The following is a 24258-nucleotide window of genomic DNA, read 5'->3' as shown; positions in this document are numbered from 1 at the left end:
GGCCGCCTGAAGCGGTAAAAAACAACCCGTACGGCAAAAATATAAGCGCAATCAGGCCAGCCAGGCGCGCTGCTTAGGTAAAAGCAGGTAAAGGTGCGTTAACCTCAGAAGCTAAAGCGATAGCCAGCGTTAAACCGCCGTTGATTAAACTGGCTGCCGGTCGAGCTATCACCCTCCAGATAGACCACGTGCTGGTCGGCGATTTGCGCGCTGACGCCAAGGCCATTATTCCACCAGTCGCCGTTAAAACTGTGCCTCTCCGGCGAACCGTTAAGACGATAGCGGGTATCGCCCTTAAATTCGCGCACGATGCCGCTTTTCAGATAAAGATTGAGATCCAGGCCTTTCTGCTGCACGCGATAGCCGAGCAGCGCACTGGCGCGTCCCAGTAAAGAATGATAGCCCTCAAGGTCGATATGCAGACCGTTGGAAGCAACCAGACGATCCTTCTGCTGATGGCTCCAGCTTAGCTGCAGCTGCGGTTCCAGGTAGAAACCCTGCGCTGCCGCCGTCAGGTTAATGCGTTTCCCTCCCTCCAGCGAGGCGCTGTAGCTATCAGCGGCGCTATGACCGCCGACTGCCGTTCCCTGAGAATCTCTGACGTTAAAGCTGTTTTTCATACGCGCATATTTCACCAGACCATCCAGCCACAGGCCGTTATCGGCCAGCGCGCTAAGATAGAAACCGGTATGTTTCGAGCTTTGATCGCCACGGCCGGAGGCGTAATGAGCCTTACCGTTGGTGACGCCCATAAAAAGACCCAGCGTTACCGGCGTTTCTGGCGCAATCTGTTTATCAACGCCAAACTGCATGCCGGAATAGCTCAGACGAAAACCGTTGAGCTTGTTGCTGCCGAAATCATCGAAACGTCCGCCGATGCCGCGGATCCAGCCGTTGCCGCCGCTCTTTTTTTGTCGCAGATCGCCAAAGCGCTGCATCAGCGTTTGCGTTTCCACGTAGTTAATCAGGTAATTGATATTCAGGAAGTTAGCGCCGGCATCGGCCGTGCTGGTGATTTCCGGCTCGTCTGGTTGCCGGGCGGGCGGCACGATCTCCAGCTCCTCTTCCTTCTTTTCAGGTTCAGGTAGCGGCGCGGGATTGGGCGTCGGCGTTATCTCCAGTTCCTCTTCTTCCAGCTCCGTATCTGGTATGGGATTGGGTGTAGGCGTCGGTATAACTTCCTCCTCTTCCGGCCCCGGCGTTGGCGTGTCTATCTCGCCGGTGGCGGCCAGCTGCCAGTTCGATCCCGCTTGCTGCAGGCCATAAAGATAACCGCCCAGCTCTACTTTTCCTGTTGTGGGCGAAAATGCAAAGCGTGCCTGACCATCCTGCGTTTCTACCACCGTCAACACTTCTTGTCCGGTGGTCTGTAGATCGCCGCGATTGCCTATCTGCAAATAGTGGCTGCCCGCGCTGCTGCCGGTCACCGTCAGCCGATCGCTACGGCGTTCTACGATATCGGTCTTTAGCGCGAAGGTGCCGTTTCCTGCCAAATTACCTACCGTCAGACGCGTTCCCACCTCTTCAGCGGTAAAGTTAACCGTACTGCTGTGCAGAGTTAAATTATCTATCTGCGAATTACCTGGCATATTCCACTGGCTTTGGTCCATATTGATATTCACGGAGCCACCGTTAACACCATTGCTGACCGCTACGCCCGTTAGCTGCGAGCCCGCAGCCATCGACAGTATGATGTCACCGGCGACGGCATTCGCACTGCCGACAATATCAACTAGCCCGCTCAGGCTGATGCGGCTGGCGCGATAGCCTGCGCTATCTTGCGTACTTAACGCCATATCGAGCGGCGATGCCATTCGAATAACCGTTTTTCCGGTTAGTTCAACCTTGCTTCCGTCCATCGCATGTATGCCTATCGTCCCGCTGTTACCGCTAATCGACAGGTTATCGCCCTGTATTTCCCCCCCTCTCATTGCCCATATGCCTATCGCCAACCCCTGCCTGCTGCGGATATCAATGTCGCTCCAGGAGAGATTGACCTTCGCCCCGTCATACTGCGCCGAGACGGCGTAAGAGCCGCTGGAAAAAATGCGGTTACGCTCTGTTTCGCTACCGTGAAAGTTTGCGGTAGCCGCTTCGCCGCGAACAACCAGCGCACCGCTGTTCTCGCTATAAAGCGAGCTGCCGGGGCCAATTGTCGCCACGCCCTGCTGCCTTACTTCCAGCGCGTTGGCGAGGTTGCCGCCGGCGGTTTTGATATGTAGCTCATCCGCCGTTAGCTTGCCGAGGTTCCAGATCCCCATTGCCCCTGCGCCACGGGTTTCGATGCGGCTGCCGCGCCCTAAGTTCACCGCCGAATTAGCCTGAATATTCATACCGTAGGCTAATTCGCCTTCGGTCGTTACGGTAAGCCGGTTCGCCTTCAGGCTGGCCGGCATACCGGAAGCGCGATTATCCCGACCGAAAATATAAATGCCGGTTGCCTGCGCACCCTGCGTCTGAACAAGCGAATTATCGCCGATATCCATTTGGGTGCCAGCATCGGAAATATATACTCCACTGCCTGTGCCGTGAGTATTAATAGTTAATGCGTTTGCTGACAAAGAAGCCTGATTGCCAAGATAAATGCCATTGGCCATCAGAGTATTGTTATTTAATTCGATACGGCTGCCGCTACCTAAATTAACCTGCGCTTCCTTCGCCTCTACATGAATACCATACTGGCCATTAACGTTAACCTGTAATTGATTAGCTTGCAGGGTGGACCGTTCGCCCTTTAGCATAATGCCGCCAGCCACTGGACCATTAACATTAATACTGACGCCATTGCCTAAATTAAGCGTACTATCTGGCGCGCCCGGTTTGTTGCAAATACCGCAAAGGCCATTTTTGCTGCCCGTTACCACTATTTCGTCGCCGTCATGCAGTATCAGAACGCCGTTCTTTTCAACGTTAACCGCATCCAGCAAGGCCGCATCGCCTATGGCGGGGGTAAAAGAGAGTAATGAGATCGATAATGTTCCGCTAAGGGCAGCCCTGGGCCGAATAAGTTTAACTAACGGCTTTATTTTAAATAAGGGTGTAATCACTGTTTCGTTCCTCTTAAGCCTCGCTTATTTCTGCGCACCAGAGAGAAAATTATTTACTAAAACCGAGAAAATAATCATCACTCCGTTATAAAGCAGAGGGGAAAAGTAAAAAGGCGCATGCAAAAAGTATCACCATTATTAAAAAGATAGTGTAAATACGAGTTACTTGGTTGTTAACCAGGAAGAAATCATATTTATTAGCCGTTCAGTTATTGCTTGCTTAAGAAAATATAGAAAAAGAATGGTGTTAATACATTGATTAAACAGCAATGGGAATAACTGCCCGAACGCATCACGATTTTTCTGATTTATCGTCGGGATTTATTTCAATCAAAATAAAGCGCGTCTTCTACACTTAGTTTATTCACCAGACAAGGAGAACGAGAATGAATGAACAATTGCGGCAGGCTGCTTCAGAACTGGGGGAAATGCTTACGACAGCAAAGGTTAAGCTGGCAACGGCAGAATCCTGTACCGGTGGGCTGGTGAGCATGTCAATGTGCTCCGCCAGCAGCAGCGCGGATTATTTCAGCAGCGGTTTCGTCACCTATACCAATGAGGCCAAAATGCGTCTGCTGAACGTTGACGTACGAACGCTGGAAAAATTTACCGCCGTGAGTCAGCCAACCGCCCGAGAAATGGCGGCGGGTGCTAAAGCGCAATCCGGCGAAGCGGTCAGCCTGTCGGTCACCGGCTATGCCGGGCCGGATGATGGCCCGGACGGTACGCCAGCCGGCACTATCTGGTTTGGCTGGGGCTTACCGGACGGGACGATAAAGGCAGAGATGAGACATTTTAGCGGTGACAGCGAGTCGGTTATTAACCAGGCGGCGCTTTTCGCCCTGACCCGGCTGATAACGCTGCTGAAAAAAGCGAACGAGTGAAGATAAAAAAACGGGTTTCAGCATGATCGCTGAAACCCGAAATTAGGCCTGAAAAGGCGCTTAGGCGTGACGTAACGTTTCCGTTAGTCCCGGCACCAGAATGACCTTACGGCACTCCTCTTCACGTTTTTCAAAAATTTTGTAGGCTTCTTCCGCACGCTCCAGCGGCATATGGTGCGTAATAATCTCTTCCGGCTTGATAAAACCCTGCTCAATTAAGTTCAGCAGCTCCGGCAGATAAGCCTGAACATGCGTCTGGCCCATTTTAAACGTCAGCCCTTTATCGAACGCATCGCCGAACAGGAAGCCGTGAATAAAGCCCGCATACACGCCCGGCACGCTAACAATCCCGCCGCGTCTTACGGCGGCAATGCACTGGCGTAACGCTTTACCGCTGCTGCCTTCCAGCTTCAGGTTGGTCATTACGGTTTCGGTCAGGCTGCCTTTCGCTTCAAAACCCACCGCATCAATCACCGCATCGACGCCACGATGGTTCGTGGTATTTTCGATAATGAAAGCAGCCGGATCGTCATTTTCATCAAAGTTAATGGGAATAACATCATAGCGATCTCTGGCAAACGCCAGACGATAGGGATGGTGATCGACCATAAAGATCTTTTCCGCGCCTAACATGCGCGCACAGGCGGCAGTTAACAGGCCGACCGGACCAGCGCCAAAAATTGCCAGGCTGCTGCCCTTAGTCACCTGCGCGTTTTTCACGGCCTGCCAGGCTGTCGGTAAAATATCAGATAAAAACAGCACCTGATCATCAGCCAGCACTGGCGGCACTTTAAATGGCCCGGTATTCGCTTTCGGTACGCGCACATATTCCGCCTGCCCGCCCGGCACGCCGCCGTACAGCGCGCTAAAGCCAAACAGCGCGGCGGGAGAGGTAATTTGTTTTTTATTCAGGATCGCGCCACGGCCAGGGTTAGTGGTTTCACAAGCGGCGAACTCTTGCAAACGACAGAAAAAACAGTCGCCGCAGGCAATGACAAAAGGAATCACTACCCGATCGCCCTTTTTGACCGCCGTGACGTCCGGGCCAGCCTCTACCACTTCGCCCATAAATTCATGACCAAAAATATCGCCATGGGAGGTGCCCGGGATCTTGCCGCGATAGAGATGCAGATCGGAACCGCAGATTGCCGTCGCCGTTACGCGCAAAATAATATCATCCGCCGCTTCCAGACCGGGATCGGGAACATTATCAACTTTGACACGATGCGGGCCATGATAAGTCAATGCTTTCATTGGCTTTCTCCATGCTGGAAAATGAATGAGATGACCATCTCTTGACGCAGGAAATATAAAAAAAACCCGCATCAAGCGGGGAGCGCATCTGCGCCAACACCAGGGAATCTATTAGTTAAAATTTAGTATCTTGTGGTGATTGTGCAAGTGACAGCAGGCAAAAACGTGACATTTTCGGACAGGAAGGGAGACATGAAGCGGGTCGGAGCGGGATGTCAGCGAAGCCAAAAGGAAGAGTAATAAAAATAGCGATGCTACAAAAAGGGGCGTAGCATCGCTTTGTAAACAAAAGTTAAAGCTTTTTTAAACTTAACCCGTTACGAAAAGCACTAAGGAATTTCAATATTGTTACCCCAGAGGCGTTCATGCTGTTAATTTTAACGCTAAGGCCACCTGCCCAATTAATAGACCGGACGACTGATGAACTGCGGATGTTTTAGCCGGTTAAGATGTTCTGAAACCAGCAGCGATTTATAAATAAAATCGGCCATGCAGTTTAACGATCGCGCATTCATTTTTTTCAGACCAAAGTTCATCATGACCTTACGTTTATGCGCTGATACGGTTTTAACAGAGATATTCATCACGCGAGCAATGACGCCAGGGGTTACGCCGCGTATCAGGTATTGCAGCACTTTGCGCTGTTGAATCGTAAGTAAAAACTCTAGCGGCCTCACCCCAGCCGAGGTTTCCGCCAGCACGCTTAACAGAGCTGCGGCACTGATTTTTCGCGGTATCACCCCCTGGCAAGGGGAACGCATATCCTGCTGCTCTGACAAATCATCGGTAATAAAGAACACTCTGAGCGGCTTTTTACCTAATGAAGCAAAAAGGTGGCGTAAAGGCCTGCGCTCATTAGTATCAATAATGATAACAATTTCTTCATTTTCTGTTATAGAAAGCTTCCTTTTAGGATGATAAAAAAAATCCCAGGTGTCGTGGCCCGCCTGATTTAGCAGCGCGGTTATGCCGCTGGCAAAGAAAAAATTATCAGAACACACAATAATTTCCATAATATTTCAACAATCCTTTTTGAATAATTACGTAAATATGCAGTCAGAACGATCGCCACCTTCAACAAATCGAATGCTACGTCATTTCCTACACCATATATTATATTTTTAATTTTTCTTTTAACCGACGAACCCTTTCGATACGGCGATAACGAAACCGATATTACCTTTACTATTAACTCAGACAACCCTAACTGTTTTAAATAAGATTTATTTTTCGTTTAAGAAGTTAAGTTTGGCATTTAAGAAACAGCCAACTTGTTAATTTAGTTACAAAAAAATGAAAACAAATCTTGTCTGCCCTTTCCGTATGGCAACGTAAGCTCTTTTAAAAAAATTGCTGCTAGCGGAAAAATCAACAAAGGATAAAGTGCCTTTTTAATTATTACTTTTAAAAGTATGTCTGTGAGATTGATTCTTAGTGATATTGTTTCTATCCACAAAAGGATGTTAGTCACTCCCTCGACAAATTTAAGGCGTTTTTTGCTCTCTTTTCAGCAAATAAAAGGCAAATTTTATGTCGTCGCATGAAATAACGAAATTTCCGCAGCTTTATAAGCGATTTATTTCCTACCAATATTGAGTAAAATAGCATGCACATTCTTATAAAAGCGTGATAATGTCTCCATCATCAGGAGCACGTAAATGACTTAGCGAACAGGATGTGGCTATGGGTCCAGTTTTTCTTATTGATGAGTCTGTTTATTTTTATCCAGGGAATCAGAGGCTTTTTTGTCATCCTCAGGAAAAGGAGGACAAAACATTAACCCAGCCGGCAGCTAAATGTCTTGAGCTATTAATTACAACCGGTGGATTGGTATCGCAAAGCGATCTGTATGATTATGCCTGGGGAGATAATAGTCATAACGTTTCACCTAATACGCTTTACCAAAATATTTCTCTGATCCGCAGAGCGCTAAAAAATGTCAGGCCCGGCGCAGACCGCTGGATCATTACCGTCCCGCGTAAAGGGTTCAGGTTCGATCACAGCATCACTGTCAGGCAGGTAACCTCGGAAGATACGCTGCCTGTCGCGCTTCCTGAGCCATTTCCCCCTCCGGTTTTCCCTGCCAAAGCCAGGCCGCTCAACTCTTTGCTTCCGGCTTCCCTTTTCGTGCTGTGCTTTGCCCTCGCCTTCTTTATTCATCCGGTTAACGCCGATTTTAAAAAGCTGACGGGAAGCTATGATAAAATAGACGGACAAGAGGCCTGCCAGCTCTATATCTATCGCAATAACCTGCCCCTAAAAGAAAAGATAAATAGCAGAATAAAGCAGTATATCGACTGCAACTCGCGGCCCTACGTTTATATTACTTACGACAAATTCAATAAAAAGATAACATTTTTTTCCTGTTTCGAACCGATCGCTAACAACAGCAGGTCTTGTGCTTCTTGGTTATTAGGCGAAGCGATATGAATAATAAATTTAAGATCTTAACAGCAATATTAACTCTCATCATCGCCGCTGCAATTTACCTTACCATGAATACTACCAACCGCCATTTTTCCTGTCTGGCACAGTATCATGTGCAGAATAATGGTCTGCGTGCGAATATGCTGATGCACTTCTTTTTTGATGACGTCTCGGGTTTCGTGACGATGGATGGTGAATTTATCAATGCTTCAGGACATCACAAAGTGCTAAGCAGGAAGGTGTTATTTGATTTCACTACCACCAAAAGTAACTACTTGCTAACGTCAAAAGCCATTATTCCTGCGGCCTTTGATAATACCGACAATCACTCTCTGGCTTATTTACTGGAGGGGTTTTATACAAGCAAAAATCAGCCGGCACAATATAATATCTATTATGATGGTAACGGCGGTTATATTTTTATGAACGGTAACGTTCCGGTTCTGCTTTGCGCCAATGCCTGATCAAAAAACTAACGCCTCTGCGCTTGATTAGGCTGCCCAGTAAAGCCGGTAGGATGACAGACGAAAAATTTTGCTGTTTTATTTTCAGGCCCCGCCAATGCGCGCCATAACGGGGCCTGCTTTTTTTTGCAGCTGAATATCACCACAGCCGCGTTTTATCTTCAATCAGCATTCAGCGCTTGCGCGCAGGCCCAGGCGGAACTCCAGGCCCACTGGAAGTTATAGCCGCCCAGCCAGCCGGTGACATCTACCACTTCGCCGATAAAATACAAACCGGGTATGTCACGCGCTTCCATGGTTTTCGAGGAGAGCTGCGTGGTATCCACGCCGCCCAGCGTGACTTCCGCGGTGCGATAGCCTTCGGTGCCGTTGGGCTGTACGCGCCAACCATGCAGGGTTTCGGTTAGCTCGCGCTGCTGCTTCGCGTTGAGCTGTTTCAATGTCACTTCCGGTACGATGCCCAATAATTGCAGTACCTCTACCAGCCGCTTCGGCAAAGGCTTCGCCAGCGTATTTTTCAGGCTTTGATTCGGGCGCGCCTGCCGTTCTTCATTGATAAAGGCATCCAGATCGCGTTCCGGTGATAGATCGATGGTAACGAATTCACCCGGCTGCCAGTAGCTGGAGATTTGCAACACCGACGGTCCGGAGAGGCCACGATGCGTAAACAACATCGCCTCTTTAAAACGTTTGCCGTTCGCTGCTTCGATAGTGGCTGGCAGCGAGACGCCCGACAGGGTTTGAAGCTGCTCCAACAGGGGTTTATGCAGCGTAAAAGGCACCAGAGCGGCGCGCGTGGGATAGACGCGCAGGCCAAACTGCTCCGCCAGCCGGTAGCCGAAAGGCGACGCGCCCAGCCCCGGCATCGACAGCCCGCCGCTGGCGATTACCAGTTTACCCGCCCGCACTTCCGCGCCGTTCAGTTGAACAGCATAACCTGCATCGTCACGGCTGACCGACAGGACTTCACTGCGCAGTCGCAGCGTCACCTGCCCTTTTTCGCACTCCGCCATCAGCAGATCGACAATCTGCTGCGCCGAGTCATCGCAAAACAGCTGGCCCAGCGTTTTTTCGTGATACGCAATGCCGTACTGGTTAACCAGCGCGATAAAATCCCACTGCGTATAGCGCGCCAGCGCTGATTTACAAAAATGAGGATTATGCGAGAGATAGGCCGCCGGTTCGGTATAAAGGTTAGTAAAGTTGCAGCGGCCGCCGCCGGACATCAGGATTTTGCGGCCCGGTTTTTTGCCGTTATCCAGCAGCAATACGCGCAGTCCGCGCTGCCCTGCCTGAGCCGCGCAAAACAGCCCGGCAGCCCCGGCGCCAATAATGATAACGTCATACTTTTCCACTGCTCACTCCTGCCGACGGGGCAAAGACCGCGATTGTAATAGGTTGCTTCCGCGCAGACCAGCGTAACTAAAGGGAACTGAAAGTAACATAATGTAACTAACGGATTTATGAGCTCTTTTCCTGCTTGATGACGCGCGTTTTACACTTTTATGGCAAAAAAAGTCTATATTTTTCTTTCCCCCGGCGCGGTTTGTCGCTGATAATGCGCCGCGTTCATGTCCCCGAAAATGGCGTAACGCTTATGCTACATCTGTTTGCTGGTCTCGATTTTAATACCGGCCTGTTATTAGTACTTGCTCTGCTGTTTGTTCTGTTTTACGAAGCCATCAATGGTTTCCATGACACGGCTAACGCAGTGGCGACGGTAATCTATACGCGTGCGATGCGTGCGCAGCTGGCCGTAGTGATGGCCGGGGTGTTTAACTTTTTTGGTGTGCTGTTAGGTGGTTTGAGCGTCGCTTATGCCATTGTACATCTGCTTCCTACCGACCTGCTGTTGAATGTCGGTTCGGCGCACGGGCTGGCTATGGTCTTCTCCATGCTGCTCGCCGCTATTATCTGGAACCTGGGAACCTGGTATTTTGGTTTGCCTGCGTCCAGCTCCCATACGCTTATTGGCGCTATCATCGGTATTGGCCTGACCAACGCCTTACTTACCGGCACCTCAGTGGTGGATGCGCTCAATATCCCAAAAATGATCAGCATTTTCGCTTCGCTTATCCTGTCGCCGATTATTGGCCTGGTGGTGGCGGGCGGGTTGATCTTCCTGCTGCGCCGCTACTGGAGCAATACCAAAAAGCGTCGTCGTATTCATATGACGCCCGCCGATCGTGAAAAGGAAGACGGCAAGAAAAAGCCGCCGTTCTGGACACGTATCGCGCTGATTATTTCCGCCATCGGCGTGAGCTATTCTCACGGCGCCAATGACGGTCAGAAAGGCATCGGCCTGATTATGCTGGTGCTGATTGGCGTTGCGCCCGCAGGCTTCGTGATTAACATGAACGCCTCCGGCTATGACATCACGCGTACCCGTGACGCGGTAAACCATCTGGAGCAGTACTATAACCAGCATGGCGATACGCTGCAGCACGTTGTCGAGCTGACGCCGCCAGCGCTGCCGACGCCGGAAGAAGTGCCGAACGGGCCGAAGGAGTTTCACTGCGACAGTTCACGGGCGTTGATTGCGATTAACCGTGCGCAGCAGCTGTTGAATAACCTCTCCAGCTACGACGCGCTGAGCGTGGAACAGCGCAGCCATCTGCGCCGCCTGCTGCTCTGTATTTCCGATACCGCCGAAAAAGCGGCCAAGATGCCGGATGTGAAGGCTGAAGATCAACGCTTCCTTGGCAAGCTGAAAGGCGACCTGCTGAATACCGTTGAGTATGCGCCGGTGTGGATTATCATTGCAGTGGCGCTGGCGTTGTCGCTCGGTACGATGGTCGGCTGGCGTCGCGTCGCCACCACCATCGGCGAGAAAATCGGTAAGAAAGGCATGACCTATGCGCAGGGCATGTCGGCGCAGGTGACGGCCGCGGTATCAATTGGCGTCGCCAGCTATACCGGGATGCCGGTGTCCACCACGCATATTCTGTCGTCATCGGTTGCCGGTACCATGCTGGTTGATGGCGGCGGCGTGCAGAGCCGTACGATTAAAAGTATCGCGCTGGCGTGGGTATTTACCCTGCCTGTCTCGATTCTGCTTTCGGGCAGCCTCTATTGGGTGGCGCTAAAGCTTATCTGATGTCTCTACGGGCCGGTTAATCCGGCCCGTTTCTTTTCTGACGCTTAATGCCAAATCGCTAATCCCACCAGACTAATCACCACCAGAGCGCATAGCGAGCTGGTTAAGACAAACTGCCCGCGCACCCGCTCACAGCGGCGAATAAACTCTTCATCATGATGATCGAGGTAATACCGTTTCCAGATATAGCGCACCAGCCTGACTTGTTTACTTGGCTGGCCATGCGCGGTAAAAAAGCCTGCGCCGTCCACATACTGATACAGCAACGGATCGCACCCGCGCAACACAACCAATAGCGCACGCAAAGAAGAAAAGTAGCGCGCCATGTTCACCAAACAAACCACACATAAAGCCCAGAAAAGCGCGACGGTGCTAATCATGTTTCCCCTCCCGGCTTACAACTGCCGAAGCGTGCTCAGCGGGGATACGCTGAATACGCCCCACCCTACTCGCCAACCTCTATTGAACCGGTCTGAATTATGTCTGAACAGAAGAGTACGGCCTTTTGCAGAAGCAGGACCGTTAAGAATTAGTGTAGGAGATGAGTTTAAAATTTTTCCAGCTTCGATTTTCATTACGGCGGAAAAGCAGGTAAAACACTCCTTGATCCGGCTCGCAAAGCGGGCGTGCTGCAAGCACATTTGTTAACAACTGGCGCTATACTGACAGTATGTGACACATGGAAGGAGTTCCGTCATGGCTTATAAACACATTCTGATTGCCGTTGATCTCTCGCCGGAAAGTAAACTGCTGGTTGAAAAAGCGGTTTCACTGGCGCGTCCTTACGATGCCAAAATATCCCTGATTCACGTGGATGTGAATTATTCCGATCTGTATACCGGTTTGATTGATGTGAACCTTGGCGATATGCAAAAGCGTATTTCTGAAGAGACGCATCACGCTCTGACTGAGCTGTCTCAGGGAGCTGGCTATCCGGTGAGCGAGACGCTGAGCGGCAGCGGCGATCTGGCGCAGGTGCTGGTTGAGGCGATTAAGAAATATGATATCGATTTAGTGGTCTGCGGGCATCATCAGGATTTCTGGAGCAAGCTGATGTCCTCTGCGCGTCAGCTGATTAATACGGTACATATCGATATGCTGATTGTGCCGCTGCGCGATGAAGACGAAGAGTAAGCGCCAGGCTTGCCGCGAAGAAATAGCGTGGCTGCACAGGGAGTATGCGTTAGCCCTGCGCTAAAGACCGTGTCTGCATAGGGAATATGCGTTAATCTTTCACAAAAGTCCGTGCCTGCGCAGGGAGTGCAGGCCGATCGTAAAGACGCAAAAAACGTCATCCCTGACAGCTCGTTCCGCGCCTTCCATGGCGCGGGACGCTTTACTCTTCTGCCTGCACTCCCTGCGCCTGGATTTCAGTGTTGTTTGTCAGGAAAAGATCAAAGCGATAACTTAGTCAGCTTTTCAGCGGCGGGTAGATGTCAAAGCGATGACTTTTGGTGGTCACTGCCGATTGGGTCGTCACGCCAGCTAGCGGCGGCGCGTAGTCCGGGCGCTTCACTACCACCCGTTTTTTCGCCAACTGGCGCGCAGGCAGCAGCAGGCCGTCCGCATCATTATCTGCGCCCACCAGCGACTGAAATACCCGCATCTCTTTCTTTACCAGCGCGCTTTTCTGCCGATGTGGATACATGGGATCGAGGTAAACCACATCCGGCGCGGGCGTAATTGCCTCCAGCGCCGTCAGGCTGGAGGCATGCAGCAGCGTTAACCGCTCCCGGAGCCAGGCACCGATTTCCGCATCCTGGTAGCCGCGCTGCAAGCCATCGTCCAGTAGCACCGCCACCACCGGATGCCGTTCCAGCATCCTCACCCGACAGCCGACAGCCGCCAGCACAAAGGCATCGCGCCCTAACCCGGCGGTAGCGTCCACCACATCCGGCAGGTAATCCCCTTTGATGCCGACTGCCTTCGCCACCGCCTCGCCACGTCCGCCGCCAAAGCGACGCCGATGCGCCATCGCGCCGCCGATAAAGTCGACCCAGATGCCGCCCAGCTTTGGCTCATCGCGCTTGCGCAATTCCAGGTGCTCCGGCGTCATCACTAACGCCATCACCGACTGTTCATCCTGCTCCAGCCCCCAGCGGGCGGCCAAAACAGATAAGGCACCGTCTCCGGTGCCTGATTCGTCAATTAAAGCAATTTTCACGCCTGAGGTTATCCCTGAATACCGTAGTGTTCCAGCATCGCATCAAGCTGCGGCTCACGGCCACGGAAGCGTTTGAACAGTTCCATCGGCTCTTCAGAACCGCCACGCGTCAGGATGTTGTCCAGGAATGACTGACCGGTTTCACGGTTAAAAATACCTTCCTCTTCAAAGCGCGAATAAGCATCCGCCGCCAGCACATCCGCCCACAGATAGCTGTAGTAACCCGCGGCATAGCCGCCGGCGAAAATATGGCTGAAAGCGTGCGGGAAACGGCCCCAGGACGGGCTTGGCACTACCGCCACCTGTTTTTTCACTTCCGCCAGGGTGTCCAGAATCTGTGCGCCCTTAGCCGGATCGAATTCGGTATGCAGCCGGAAATCGAACAGGCCGAACTCCAGCTGACGCAGAATAAACAGTGCCGCCTGGTAGTTTTTTGCCGCCAGCATTTTGTCTAACAGCTCCTGCGGCAGCGGCTCGCCGGTTTCATAATGACCAGAGATAAATGCCAGCGCTTCCGGCTCCCAGCACCAGTTTTCCATAAACTGGCTCGGCAGCTCGACCGCATCCCACGGTACCCCGCTGATGCCGGAAACGCCCGGGACATCCACGCGCGTCAGCATATGGTGCAGGCCGTGTCCGAACTCATGGAACAGAGTGGTCACTTCATCATGAGTAAACAGCGCCGGTTTGCCGTTTACCGGACGGTTGAAGTTACAGGTCAGATAGGCGACCGGCTTCTGCAGGCTGCCGTCCGCTTTACGCATCATTCCTACGCAGTCATCCATCCATGCACCGCCGCGTTTGTTTTCACGCGCATACAGGTCAAGATAGAAACTGCCGCGCAGCTCGCCGCTTTCATCAAACAGATCGAAGAACCGCACGTCCGGATGCCAGACATCCACATCTTTGCGCTCTTGCGCACTGATGCCGTAGATGCGTTTAACCACTTCAAACAGGCCGTTAACCGCACGCTCTTCCGGGAAATAGGGACGCAGCTGCTCATCGCTGATCGCATACAGATGCTGCTTCTGCTTCTCACCATAGTAGGTAATATCCCACGGCTGCAGCTCATCGATACCGTGCTGCTGTTTGGCGAAGGCGCGCAGGCGTTCCAGCTCTTTTTCCGCCTGGGGACGAGCGCGCTGCGCCAGATCGTTCAGGAAATCGATCACCTGCGATGGGCTTTGCGCCATTTTGGTTGCCAGCGATTTATGGGCGTAAGAGTCAAAACCCAGTAGTTGCGCCAGTTCATGACGCAGCGCCAGCTCTTCCGCCATAATCGGGCCATTATCCCATTTACCGGCGTGCGGGCCCTGATCGGAGGCGCGCGTCGCATAGGCGCGATACATCTCTTCACGCAGTGCCTGATTATCGCAATAGGTCATTACCGGCAAATAGCTGGGGATATCCAGCGTCAGCAGCCAGCCTGCTTGCCCTTTGGCCTCCGCCTGCGCTTTGGCCGCCGCCAGCGCGCTTTCCGGCATGCCGGCCAGCTCGCTTTCATCGGTGATCAGCTTGCTCCAGCCCATGGTGGCGTCGAGCACATTGTTGCTATAGGTCGAGCCCAGCTCTGACAGGCGCGCGGCGATTTCACCGTAGCGCTGCTGCTTCTCTTTTGGCAGGCCGATGCCTGACAGCTCAAAATCACGCAGCGCATTATCCACCGCTTTTTTCTGCTCCAGGCTCAGCTGCGCGTAGTTATCGCCCTCTTTCAGGTTGCGATACGCCTGATACAGCCCTTCATGCTGTCCCACCCAGGTGCTGTATTCAGAAAGCAGCGGCAGCGTCTGCTCGTAAGCCTGACGCAGTTCCGGGCTGTTTTTTACCGAGTTAAGATGGCTGACCGGCGAGAAAATACGCCCCAGATGATCGTCCACCTCGGCCAGCGGCTGGCACAGGTTTTCCCAGCTGTAGGGCGCTCCCTGAGCCACCACTTTTTCTACCGTTTCGCGGCATACCGCCAGCGCCTGCTCAACGGCGGGTACCACATGTTCCGGCTGAATGGCAGAGAAAGGCGGAAGGGTAAATGGCGTCAATAATGGATTGGTCATCGCGCAGTCCTTTAAGTTTGATGTGGGCGCGCACGGGCGCAATATCACTAACATGCGGTTAAGCCGCCCGAAAATCAATGGGGGCACCTGCTGCTTTAGTAGTACTGATCTGACCCGGCCGGTTTGTTATAGTCTCTACCCCGTTGATTTTTAGTACTTAAGGAAGAGAAGATCATGTGGTATCTACTGGCGGCGGCGCTTTTGGCGCTGCTGTTTTTCCGACCCGCAGTAAAACCGTTATTGCTGTTAACGCTGGCGCTGGCCCTGTGGCAACAGACGCTGCAATGGCCGGGTCTGCTGCTGCTGGCGGGCCTGGCGCTGGCGGCGTGGCTACACAAGCACTATGCGTACCATGTGCGGCTGATGCCAGTGCTGGAAGCGATTCTGCTTGCCGGCGCCGTGGCGCTAACCCTTCATCTCGCGCCCGGCTTTCATAATGCCCCGGTGGTGATCAAGCAGCAGGCCGGTCCGCTCAGCGCGCCTTTTACATTTTACTACAACCTGGATAAAGCGCTGGTGCCCTTTGTTCTGCTGGCCTGTTTGCCGACGCTGGTGCAGGCGCCCGCCGCCGCGCCGCGCTGGCGTTTCGCCTGGCCTGCGCTGATTGCCGCCATCCCGGCTTTGCTGCTGCTGGCTACGCTGGCGGGCGGGCTGCGCATTGAGCCGCACGCGCCCGCCTGGCTGGGCGAGTTTATGCTGGCGAATCTGTTTTTCGTGTCGCTGGCGGAGGAGGCGCTATTCCGTGCCTGGCTGCAGCAGCGGCTGAGCCAATGGCTGGGGCGCTGGCCGGGTTTGCTGATTGCGGCGCTGGTTTTTGGCCTGGCGCACGCCGCTGGCGGCCCGTTGCTGATTTTCTTCGCCGCACTGGCCGGCATCCTTTACGGCCTGGCCTGGCAGTGGAGCGGCCGGTTATGGGTCGCGACGCTGGTGCATTTTGCCTTTAACCTGACGCATCTGCTGCTGTTTACCTACCCCGTGCTGCAACGCTAGCCGAGTATTTTTATCGGCGTCCAGCTATACTAGCCTCAGTTTCCGCCGGAGCGTTCATGCTCCGGCCTTATTTCATCAGGCATCACCGGATACATTGTTTATATGCTTAGTTACCGTCACAGTTTTCACGCTGGCAACCATGCGGATGTGCTGAAGCACACCGTACAAAGCCTGATCATCACCGCGCTGAAAGAAAAAGAAAAACCGTTTCTTTATCTCGATACGCACGCCGGCGCTGGCCGTTATTTGCTGAGCGGCGAACATGCGGAGCGTACCGGTGAATATCTGGAAGGCATTGCCCGCGTCTGGCAGCAAGACGATTTGCCGGCAGAGCTGGAGCCCTATATCAGCTGCGTAAAAGCGCTTAATCGCGGGCCGGGCCTGCGTTATTACCCAGGTTCGCCGCTGATTGCCCGTCACCTGCTGCGTGAAGATGACAAGCTGGAGCTGACGGAGCTGCATTCCAGTGATTTTCCCTTGCTGCGCAGCGAGTTTCAAAAAGATAGCCGGGCCCGCCTGGCGCGCGCCGATGGCTATCAGCAGTTGAAAGCCAAGCTGCCGCCGCCGTCGCGCCGTGGTTTAATTCTGATCGATCCGCCCTATGAGATGAAAAGCGATTATCAGGCGGTAGTGAAAGGCATTCAGGAAGGCTATCGTCGCTTCGGCACCGGCGTTTTCGCCCTCTGGTATCCGGTCGTCCTGCGTCAGCAGATCAAGCGCATGATCCACGATCTGGAAGCCACAGGTATCCGTCGCATTTTGCAGATTGAGCTGGCGGTGCGTCCGGACAGCGATCGTTTCGGCATGACCGGATCTGGCATGATCGTGGTTAACCCGCCGTGGAAGCTGGAACAACAAATGCGCGACCTGCTGCCCTGGCTGCACCGCGTACTGGTACCGGCAGGCACCGGCCATACCAGCGTCAACTGGATCGTGCCGGAATAAGCGCAAACTACGCCGTCCTGCGAGCAATATTTTGCTTTTTACGGCGGCTCAGGGCATCAGGCGCGAAGGCCGGGTGCCCTTATCGTTATAGATTGAATACGGCGAAATCCCGCGCCAGCTCGGTGGCAGGAAATATTGCCTGACACTCCGCCAGCAGCCGGGGCATATCCTCAAAACGATAGCGTGAGCTAAAGTGGGTGGCGATAAAGCGCTTAGCGCGCGCGTCTCTGGCTACGGTTGCCGCCTGTACGGTAGTAGAGTGTCCCCGACCGTTGGCTTTCTCCTCCATCGCCGCCTCCAGCGTGGCTTCATGCACCATCACATCCACCTCCGCCGCCAGCTCCAGCGCGGTCGCTACCGGCGCGGTATCGCCGAAAATCGCCAGCTTTCTGCCCGGCGTGGCGGGGCCAAGATAGTCCTGTCCGTTAATCACCCGGCCATCCTCCAGCGTAACAACCTCGCCCCGTTTCAGCTGCTGAAACCAGGGACCGCGCGGCACATTCTCCGCCTTAAGCCGCTGCGCGTCGAGAAAGCCAGGCTTATCATGCTCTTCAATGCGATAGCCAAAGCATGGCAGAACATGGTTTAACGGATACGCGGTAACTTTAAATTTACCGTCATCAAACACTTCACCCGCTTCGATTTCGATCACCTCCAGCGGATAGGTGACAAAAGATCCGCTCAGGCTGAGCGTGGTCTCAACAAAGGTTTTCAGGCCGGCCGGGCCATACAGCGTTAGCGGCTCGCTGATACCGCCCATAGAGCGGCTGGTCAGCAGTCCGGGCAGGCCGAAGATATGGTCGCCGTGCAGATGAGTGATAAAAATTTTGTCCAGCTTACCGGGCTTGAGCGCGCTGCGCATAAACTGATGCTGCGTCGCTTCGCCGCAGTCAAACAGCCAGTAGTCGCCCCGGCGGGATAAAGTCAGCGCAATGGCGCTAACGTTGCGCTGCAGGCTTGGCGTACCCGCGCTGGTGCCCAGAAAAGTCAGTTGCATAGGATTAACCTTGTTGATGTTGAATGGCTTCCCAGCTCAGCCCAAAGCGGGCAAGGTATTTACGTAGCCGATCGGCATCGTTCGGCTGCTTCTTATGCTGGCGCGAAACGACAAACAGTTTATGTCCCGCCTTTGAAAGGCTGGCGGATTGCTGGCAGATCGTCAATACCGTTTCCAACCGATCGTGATCGAAAAGATCGCGATCGGACAGCGTCATCGGCAGGATCGCTGCCGTATGTCGCTATCAAAGCGTGCTTGCATTTGACGATGGCGAACAACGCGCTGTCATCCATACTCCAGATCCGGCCCACTCTCTTTTTGCCGCAAGGAAACGTACATGAAATCGCAATATCAGGTGTTATCCGCGCCCAACGGCGCACCGGTAAAAATGTGGACCAATGGTGTGCCGGTGGAGCCGGAGGCGCGCAATCAGCTACTGAATACGGCAAAAATGCCGTTTATCTTTAAGCATTTGGCGGTGATGCCCGATGTCCATTTAGGCAAAGGCTCCACTATCGGCAGCGTTATCCCGACGCGCGGCGCCATTATCCCGGCGGCGGTCGGCGTTGATATTGGCTGCGGCATGATTGCGGTGCGCACTTCGCTGGCCGCTGGCGATCTGCCCGATAATCTCTACGGCATCCGCAGCGCCATTGAGCGTGCGGTGCCGCACGGGCGCACCAGCAACCGCTCCGGCAACGATAAGGGCGCCTGGAAACGCGCGCCGGAAATCGTGGATCAGCACTGGGCTACTCTGCAAAAAGGATTTAAACGCATTACCGATAAGTATCCGGCCCTGCTGAAAACCAATAATTACGCGCATCTTGGTACGCTCGGCACCGGTAATCATTTCATTGAGCTGTGCCTGGATGAGGCGGATCGCGTCTGGGTCATGCTGCACAGCGGATCGCGTGGCGTAGGCAATGCTATCGGCACGCTATTTATTAATCTGGCGCAGCAGGATATGCGGCAGCATATCGCCAACCTGCCAGATCGCGATTTAGCCTGGTTTGCCGAGGGCAGCCGTCATTTTGATGACTATATTGAGGCGGTCGGCTGGGCGCAGGACTATGCACGTCATAACCGCGAAGTGATGATGCAGCAGGTGCTGGCGGCGCTGTCGCGAGAAATCAGCAAACCCTTTAGCGCCACGGCGGAAGCGGTTAACTGCCACCATAACTATGTGCAGCGCGAGCGGCATTTCGGCGAACAGGTGCTGGTGACGCGTAAAGGCGCGGTCTCGGCTCAGCGCGGCGAAATGGGGATTATTCCCGGCTCAATGGGCGCCAAAAGCTTTATCGTGCGCGGGCTGGGCAATGAAGAGAGCTTTTGCTCATGCAGCCACGGCGCAGGGCGCACCATGAGCCGCGCCGCCGCTAAAAAACGTTTTACCGTCGCCGATCAGCAGCGTGCTACCGCCCATGTGGAATGCCGTAAAGATAGCGACGTGATTGATGAAATTCCCATGGCCTATAAGGATATCGATGCGGTCATGGCGGCGCAGTCTTCGCTGGTGGAGATCGTACATACCCTGCGTCAGGTGGTCTGCGTAAAAGGCTAAAATAATGAAAATGGAAATAACAGGCGTCAGCACGATGATGCGCCGCTGAACCCGCTACTGCTGCGCCCGGTGATGGCATAAAGGCCAGCGCTGGCGCGGCATCGGTTAAAAAGACGGCTCCTGTTACAATCATAGGCGCAAACTTTGCGGGAAATCGCTGAGTAACGGTACACTTACGCCAGTTTCTTTTTCTTACTTTTGGAGTGCGCTCAATGACCCGACATTATGATTATCTCGCTATTGGCGGCGGCAGCGGCGGTATCGCATCCATTAACCGTGCGGCAATGTACGGGCAGAAATGCGCCCTGATTGAAGCCAAAGAGCTGGGCGGTACCTGCGTAAACGTCGGCTGCGTGCCGAAAAAAGTCATGTGGCATGCGGCTCAGATTGCTGAAGCGATCCATAACTACGGCCCCGATTACGGCTTCGATACTACCGTAAATAACTTTAGCTGGCAGACGGTGGTAAAAAACCGGACGGCCTATATCGATCGTATTCATACCTCATACGAAACGGTGCTGGGCAAAAACAATGTCGACGTGATTAAAGGTTTCGCCCGTTTTGTTGATGCGCATACCGTAGAAGTTAACGGCGAGAAAATCACCGCCGACCATATCCTGATCGCCACCGGCGGACGTCCGGTTCAGCCGACGATTCCAGGCGCGGAATATGGCATCAACTCTGACGGCTTCTTCGAGCTGGACGATATGCCGAAGCGTACCGCTGTTGTGGGCGCTGGCTATATTGCGGTTGAGATTGCTGGCGTGCTGAATGCGCTGGGCTCTGAAACCCATCTGTTCGTGCGTAAAGATGCGCCGCTGCGTCAGTTCGATCCGCTGCTGAGCGAAACGCTGGTTGAAGTGATGAACGCCGAAGGTCCTACGCTGCATCCCCAGTCCGTGCCGAAAGCGATAGTGAAGAACAGCGACGGCAGCCTGACGCTGCAGCTGGAGAACGGCAAAGAGCAAACCGTTGATTGCCTGATTTGGGCTATCGGCCGCGAACCGGCAACCGATAACCTCAACCTGAGCGTAACCGGCGTAGAGCTGAATGAAAAAGGCTATATCAAGGTTGATAAATTCCAGAACACCAGCATTTCCGGCATCTACGCCGTGGGCGACAACACCGGCGCGGTTGAGCTAACGCCGGTAGCGGTAGCGGCAGGTCGTCGACTCTCCGAGCGCCTGTTTAACAACAAGCCTGAAGAGCATCTGGATTACAGCAATATCCCAACCGTGGTGTTCAGCCATCCGCCGATCGGCACCGTTGGTCTGACCGAGCCGCAGGCGCGCGAACAGTACGGCGACGACGCGGTAAAAGTCTACAAATCTTCCTTTACCGCGATGTATACCGCCGTTACGCAGCATCGTCAGCCGTGCCGTATGAAGCTGGTGTGCGTCGGCCCGGAAGAGAAAATTGTCGGCATCCACGGAATTGGTTTCGGCATGGATGAAATATTGCAGGGCTTCGCGGTGGCGTTGAAAATGGGCGCCACTAAGCAAGACTTTGATAATACCGTGGCGATTCACCCAACGGCTGCCGAAGAGTTCGTGACCATGCGTTGAGTTCTCCTGGAGAATCCACACAGCTAAAACCAGGCGTTATGGGCCAGATACCCTCGGGTATTTGGCTTTTTTTATTATTAGCGCCAATAATTATTTTACTGCTCAACCGCCGCCAAACGGCAAACAACCCTGCCACTTAGTTATTTTGTTACATAGATCAATATTAGGTAACTTAGATATCTGTATATCTTGCTAATAAATAAACATAAACTGAACATCAATAAAAAATAGACTCATCTTTTTTAACATTATGTGAGATATTCAGGGCTATGTTGTTCAATAAAGAAACATCCCGCCGTAAGTTTCTACTCGGCGCTCTTGTCGCTTTGCCATTAAGCGATATGATTTTCAAAGGACTTACCGCAGCACAGGCCGCTGAAATGGCCGCCCCCGAGTTAATGGACTATAAACCCATCTTTTTTAACGCTGAAGAGTGGCAGTTTATTCTGGCCGCAACCGATCGTTTAATTCCGGCCGGTGGTAAAGGCAACGCCCCCGGCGCGCTGGAAACTAACGTGCCGGTTTTCATCGACCAGCAGCTTCATGGCGATATGGGCGAAGAAATTTATATGCAGGGGCCGTTTAACGCCCATGCGCCCGCCACGATGGGTTATCAAATTCCTTACCGTCCGCAGCAGCTCTATAAGATTGCTATTCCCCTGATCGATAAATGGAGCAAGACAACCTATCAGAAACCTTTTCATCAGCTATCACAGCAGGAAAAAGATGAAGTGCTAACCCATCTGCAAAAAGATGGCATCGACTTTGCCGCTCTGGGCGAAGAGAGCATGAAGCCTTCGCATTTTTTCAGCCAGCTGATTTCCGATACCAAGCATGGCTACCTCTCCGATCCGATGTATGGCGGCAACAAAGGTATGAAAGCCTGGATCGCCATCGGCTTCCCCGGCGCTCGCGCCAGCTTCCTGGAATGGGTTAAGCAGCACAAGGTGCCTTATCCGTTAGGGCCAGTGAGTATCAAAGGTGAACGCGCCTGATCGGCGTGACTGATTTGTTTTTTTGTAAGTTTTACAGGGTTAATAATGGCACAGCTAAATAAAAAAGAAGTCGACGTCGTTGTGGTCGGCCTGGGTTGGGCCGGCTCTTTGATGAGTATTGAGCTGGCAATGGCGGGATTAACGGTACGGGCGCTGGAAAAAGGGCCGGACCGGGATTATGCAGAGTTTGCCTATCCGAAACCGGCCGATGAATATGCTTACGCGGTACGCAATAAAGTCATGACCACGCCTGCCGAGTCGGCAGTGACGGTGCGTTATAACATGGACCAGACCGCCCTGCCGACCCGTAAATGGGGCGCTTTTGTACCGGGCGGCGGCGTGGGCGGCTCAGGTCTGCACTGGACCGGCGTGCTTATCCGCCCTACACCAACCGATTTAAAGCTCAAAACCTACGCAGACGAGGCATACAAGCCGGGCATTCTGCAGGAAGAGATGCGGATTATGGACTTCCCGTTCACCTGGGATGAAATCGAGCCTTACTATGATAAGTTTGAGCGTATTTGCGGCCAGTCCGGCAATACCGGTAACCTGCGTGGCAAAATCCTCGAAGGCGGCGATCCGTTTGAAGGCCCGCGCTCTAATCCTTATCCGCTGCCGGCGCTGGAAGATACGCTGAACAACGTGATGTTCGCCGAAGCGGCGAAAAAGCTGGGATATCATCCGTTTCCTAACCCGTCAGCTGCGGTATCGCGCGCCTGGACCAACCCGTACGGCAACCAGATCGCGCCCTGTAACTACTGCGGCTATTGCAGTAAGTATCCCTGTCTGAACTACTCGAAGGCGTCACCGCAAACCGCCGTGATGGATGCGCTGAAGCGTATGGATAACTTCTCCTATGAAGTGAACGCCAACGTCCTAAAAGTGGTGCTGCACGATGACAAGAAAACGGCGAAAGGCGTTATCTACATTGATGAGCAGGGCAATGAATGCTTCCAGCCAGCGAAAATCGTGGTGTTAAGCAGCTTCCAGCTTTACAACGTGCATTTGATGCTGCTTTCCGGTATCGGCAAACCTTATAACCCTATCACGGAAGAAGGTGTCGTTGGACGTAACTACGCCTTCCTGAGCAACGGCGGTGCCACGCTGTTTTTTAAAGATAAAAACTTTAATCCGTTTGCTACCTCCGGTCCGACCGGCCAGATGTTCAATGATATCTCGCCGGGTAATTTCGATGGTCCGGGGCTGGGCTTTATCGGCGGCGCCAAAATCCACAGCTCTCAGGCTACCGGCACGCCTGGCGGCACCGCATTGCCAAAAGGCACCCCTTCCTGGGGCATGGGCTGGAAAGAGGGGCTGGAGGAGTGGTATGGCCATTCCATGAAGATCAGCATTACCACCACCTGCATGTCTTACCGTGACGTGTATCTGGATCTCGATCCTAATTACACCAACGAACATGGGCAGCCGCTGCTGCGTATGACCTTCAACTGGAAACAGAATGAGCTGAAGCTACAGCAATACCTGAAAGGCATTGTGGGCAATATTGCTAAAGAGCTGAATCCGGACAGCATGAGCATGAGCTTCCTACCGATGGATGCGCAATTTGATCTGACCAAATATGTCTCTACTCATAACGTGGGCGGCGCGGTAATGGGCGATAACCCGAAAACCTCAGCGCTTAACCGTTACCTGCAAAGCTGGGATGTACATAACGTGTTCGTACCAGGCGGCAATGCCTTCCCGCAGAACTTCCAGGCGAACCCCACCGATACTATCGGCGCGATCACCCTGATGGCGGCACAGGCAATCAAAGAGCAGTATTTGAAAAATCCCGGTCCACTGGTACAGGTATAAGC

General features: G+C 53.2%; 19 protein-coding genes and 1 pseudogene. 11 read left to right on the top strand and 9 right to left on the bottom strand.

What is annotated here, in order from left to right:
• Positions 1-104 precede the first annotated feature (104 nt).
• Positions 105-3047 (bottom strand): autotransporter outer membrane beta-barrel domain-containing protein, encoded by a 2943-nt coding sequence (locus tag K6958_RS01105; RefSeq protein WP_249892966.1) that lies wholly within the window; start codon positions 3045-3047, stop codon positions 105-107.
• Positions 3048-3433: 386 nt separating this feature from the next.
• Between K6958_RS01105 and K6958_RS01100 the strand changes: the two genes are divergently transcribed.
• A complete protein-coding gene (locus K6958_RS01100) occupies positions 3434-3931 on the top strand; it encodes a CinA family protein (protein ID WP_249892965.1) in 498 nt (165 codons plus the stop codon).
• A gap of 60 nt (positions 3932-3991) precedes the next feature.
• Here the strand turns inward: K6958_RS01100 and K6958_RS01095 are convergent, their stop codons facing one another.
• Both K6958_RS01095 and K6958_RS01090 read right to left on the bottom strand, forming a co-directional pair.
• Entirely contained in the window at positions 3992-5185 is a 1194-nt protein-coding gene (locus K6958_RS01095; protein ID WP_249892964.1) for a zinc-dependent alcohol dehydrogenase, read from the bottom strand.
• Positions 5186-5586: 401 nt separating this feature from the next.
• Positions 5587-6198 carry a helix-turn-helix transcriptional regulator gene (locus tag K6958_RS01090; protein WP_249892963.1) on the bottom strand — a complete coding sequence of 204 codons (612 nt, stop codon included), beginning with the start codon at positions 6196-6198 and terminating at the stop codon, positions 5587-5589.
• 670 nt (positions 6199-6868) lie between these two features.
• Between K6958_RS01090 and K6958_RS01085 the strand changes: the two genes are divergently transcribed.
• Positions 6869-7615, top strand: a complete 747-nt coding sequence (locus K6958_RS01085; protein ID WP_249892962.1) for a winged helix-turn-helix domain-containing protein — start codon at positions 6869-6871, stop codon at positions 7613-7615.
• Complete coding sequence (locus K6958_RS01080) at positions 7612-8076, top strand: YqeJ family protein (protein WP_249892961.1); 465 nt, start codon at positions 7612-7614, stop codon at positions 8074-8076. The genes K6958_RS01085 and K6958_RS01080 overlap by 4 nt, the downstream gene beginning before the upstream one ends.
• A 161-nt stretch (positions 8077-8237) precedes the next feature.
• Here the strand turns inward: K6958_RS01080 and K6958_RS01075 are convergent, their stop codons facing one another.
• The gene (locus tag K6958_RS01075) at positions 8238-9431 is read right to left on the bottom strand and encodes a BaiN/RdsA family NAD(P)/FAD-dependent oxidoreductase (RefSeq protein WP_249892960.1); all 1194 of its coding nucleotides are present in this window, start codon (positions 9429-9431) and stop codon (positions 8238-8240) included.
• 242 nt (positions 9432-9673) lie between these two features.
• Here K6958_RS01075 and pitA point away from each other — a divergent pair, with 242 nt between their 5' ends.
• Complete coding sequence (pitA, locus tag K6958_RS01070) at positions 9674-11173, top strand: inorganic phosphate transporter PitA (protein ID WP_249892959.1); 1500 nt, start codon at positions 9674-9676, stop codon at positions 11171-11173.
• Positions 11174-11217: 44 nt separating this feature from the next.
• Here the strand turns inward: pitA and uspB are convergent, their stop codons facing one another.
• A complete protein-coding gene (gene uspB, locus K6958_RS01065) occupies positions 11218-11553 on the bottom strand; it encodes a universal stress protein UspB (RefSeq protein WP_249892958.1) in 336 nt (111 codons plus the stop codon).
• A 316-nt stretch (positions 11554-11869) separates the two neighbouring features.
• Here uspB and uspA point away from each other — a divergent pair, with 316 nt between their 5' ends.
• Positions 11870-12307 carry a universal stress protein UspA gene (gene uspA, locus K6958_RS01060; RefSeq protein ID WP_249892957.1) on the top strand — a complete coding sequence of 146 codons (438 nt, stop codon included), beginning with the start codon at positions 11870-11872 and terminating at the stop codon, positions 12305-12307.
• Between the two features lie 277 nt (positions 12308-12584).
• On the opposite strand, the gene rsmJ is transcribed toward uspA, so the two are convergent.
• Positions 12585-13337, bottom strand: a complete 753-nt coding sequence (rsmJ, locus tag K6958_RS01055; RefSeq protein WP_249892956.1) for a 16S rRNA (guanine(1516)-N(2))-methyltransferase RsmJ — start codon at positions 13335-13337, stop codon at positions 12585-12587.
• 8 nt (positions 13338-13345) lie between these two features.
• A complete protein-coding gene (prlC, locus tag K6958_RS01050) occupies positions 13346-15388 on the bottom strand; it encodes an oligopeptidase A (RefSeq protein WP_249892955.1) in 2043 nt (680 codons plus the stop codon).
• Positions 15389-15562: 174 nt separating this feature from the next.
• Here prlC and K6958_RS01045 point away from each other — a divergent pair, with 174 nt between their 5' ends.
• Positions 15563-16378, top strand: a complete 816-nt coding sequence (locus K6958_RS01045; RefSeq protein ID WP_249892954.1) for a CPBP family intramembrane glutamic endopeptidase — start codon at positions 15563-15565, stop codon at positions 16376-16378.
• A 102-nt stretch (positions 16379-16480) separates the two neighbouring features.
• Entirely contained in the window at positions 16481-17323 is an 843-nt protein-coding gene (locus K6958_RS01040) for a 23S rRNA (adenine(2030)-N(6))-methyltransferase RlmJ (protein WP_249892953.1), read from the top strand.
• An 85-nt stretch (positions 17324-17408) separates the two neighbouring features.
• On the opposite strand, the gene rnz is transcribed toward K6958_RS01040, so the two are convergent.
• Together rnz and K6958_RS01030 are read right to left on the bottom strand one after the other, a co-directional pair.
• Positions 17409-18320 (bottom strand): ribonuclease Z, encoded by a 912-nt coding sequence (gene rnz, locus K6958_RS01035; protein ID WP_249892952.1) that lies wholly within the window; start codon positions 18318-18320, stop codon positions 17409-17411.
• Positions 18321-18324: 4 nt separating this feature from the next.
• A pseudogene (locus K6958_RS01030) lies at positions 18325-18543 on the bottom strand (sigma 54-dependent transcriptional regulator); the annotation flags it as partial.
• Positions 18544-18657: 114 nt separating this feature from the next.
• On the opposite strand from K6958_RS01030, the gene K6958_RS01025 reads away from it, so the two are divergent.
• The 4 genes from K6958_RS01025 to K6958_RS01010 all read left to right on the top strand — a co-directional run bounded on the left by K6958_RS01025 (position 18658) and on the right by K6958_RS01010 (position 24256).
• The gene (locus K6958_RS01025; RefSeq protein ID WP_249892951.1) at positions 18658-19881 is read left to right on the top strand and encodes an RtcB family protein; all 1224 of its coding nucleotides are present in this window, start codon (positions 18658-18660) and stop codon (positions 19879-19881) included.
• Between the two features lie 212 nt (positions 19882-20093).
• Entirely contained in the window at positions 20094-21446 is a 1353-nt protein-coding gene (gorA, locus tag K6958_RS01020; RefSeq protein ID WP_249892950.1) for a glutathione-disulfide reductase, read from the top strand.
• Between the two features lie 269 nt (positions 21447-21715).
• Positions 21716-22441 carry a gluconate 2-dehydrogenase subunit 3 family protein gene (locus K6958_RS01015; RefSeq protein WP_249892949.1) on the top strand — a complete coding sequence of 242 codons (726 nt, stop codon included), beginning with the start codon at positions 21716-21718 and terminating at the stop codon, positions 22439-22441.
• Positions 22442-22486: 45 nt separating this feature from the next.
• Positions 22487-24256, top strand: a complete 1770-nt coding sequence (locus tag K6958_RS01010) for a GMC family oxidoreductase (protein WP_249892948.1) — start codon at positions 22487-22489, stop codon at positions 24254-24256.
• Positions 24257-24258 lie beyond the last annotated feature (2 nt).

Source organism: Mixta hanseatica (assembly GCF_023517775.1).
GTDB classification, from domain to species: domain Bacteria; phylum Pseudomonadota; class Gammaproteobacteria; order Enterobacterales; family Enterobacteriaceae; genus Mixta; species Mixta hanseatica.
This window is presented reverse-complemented; position numbering and strand designations above follow the sequence as displayed.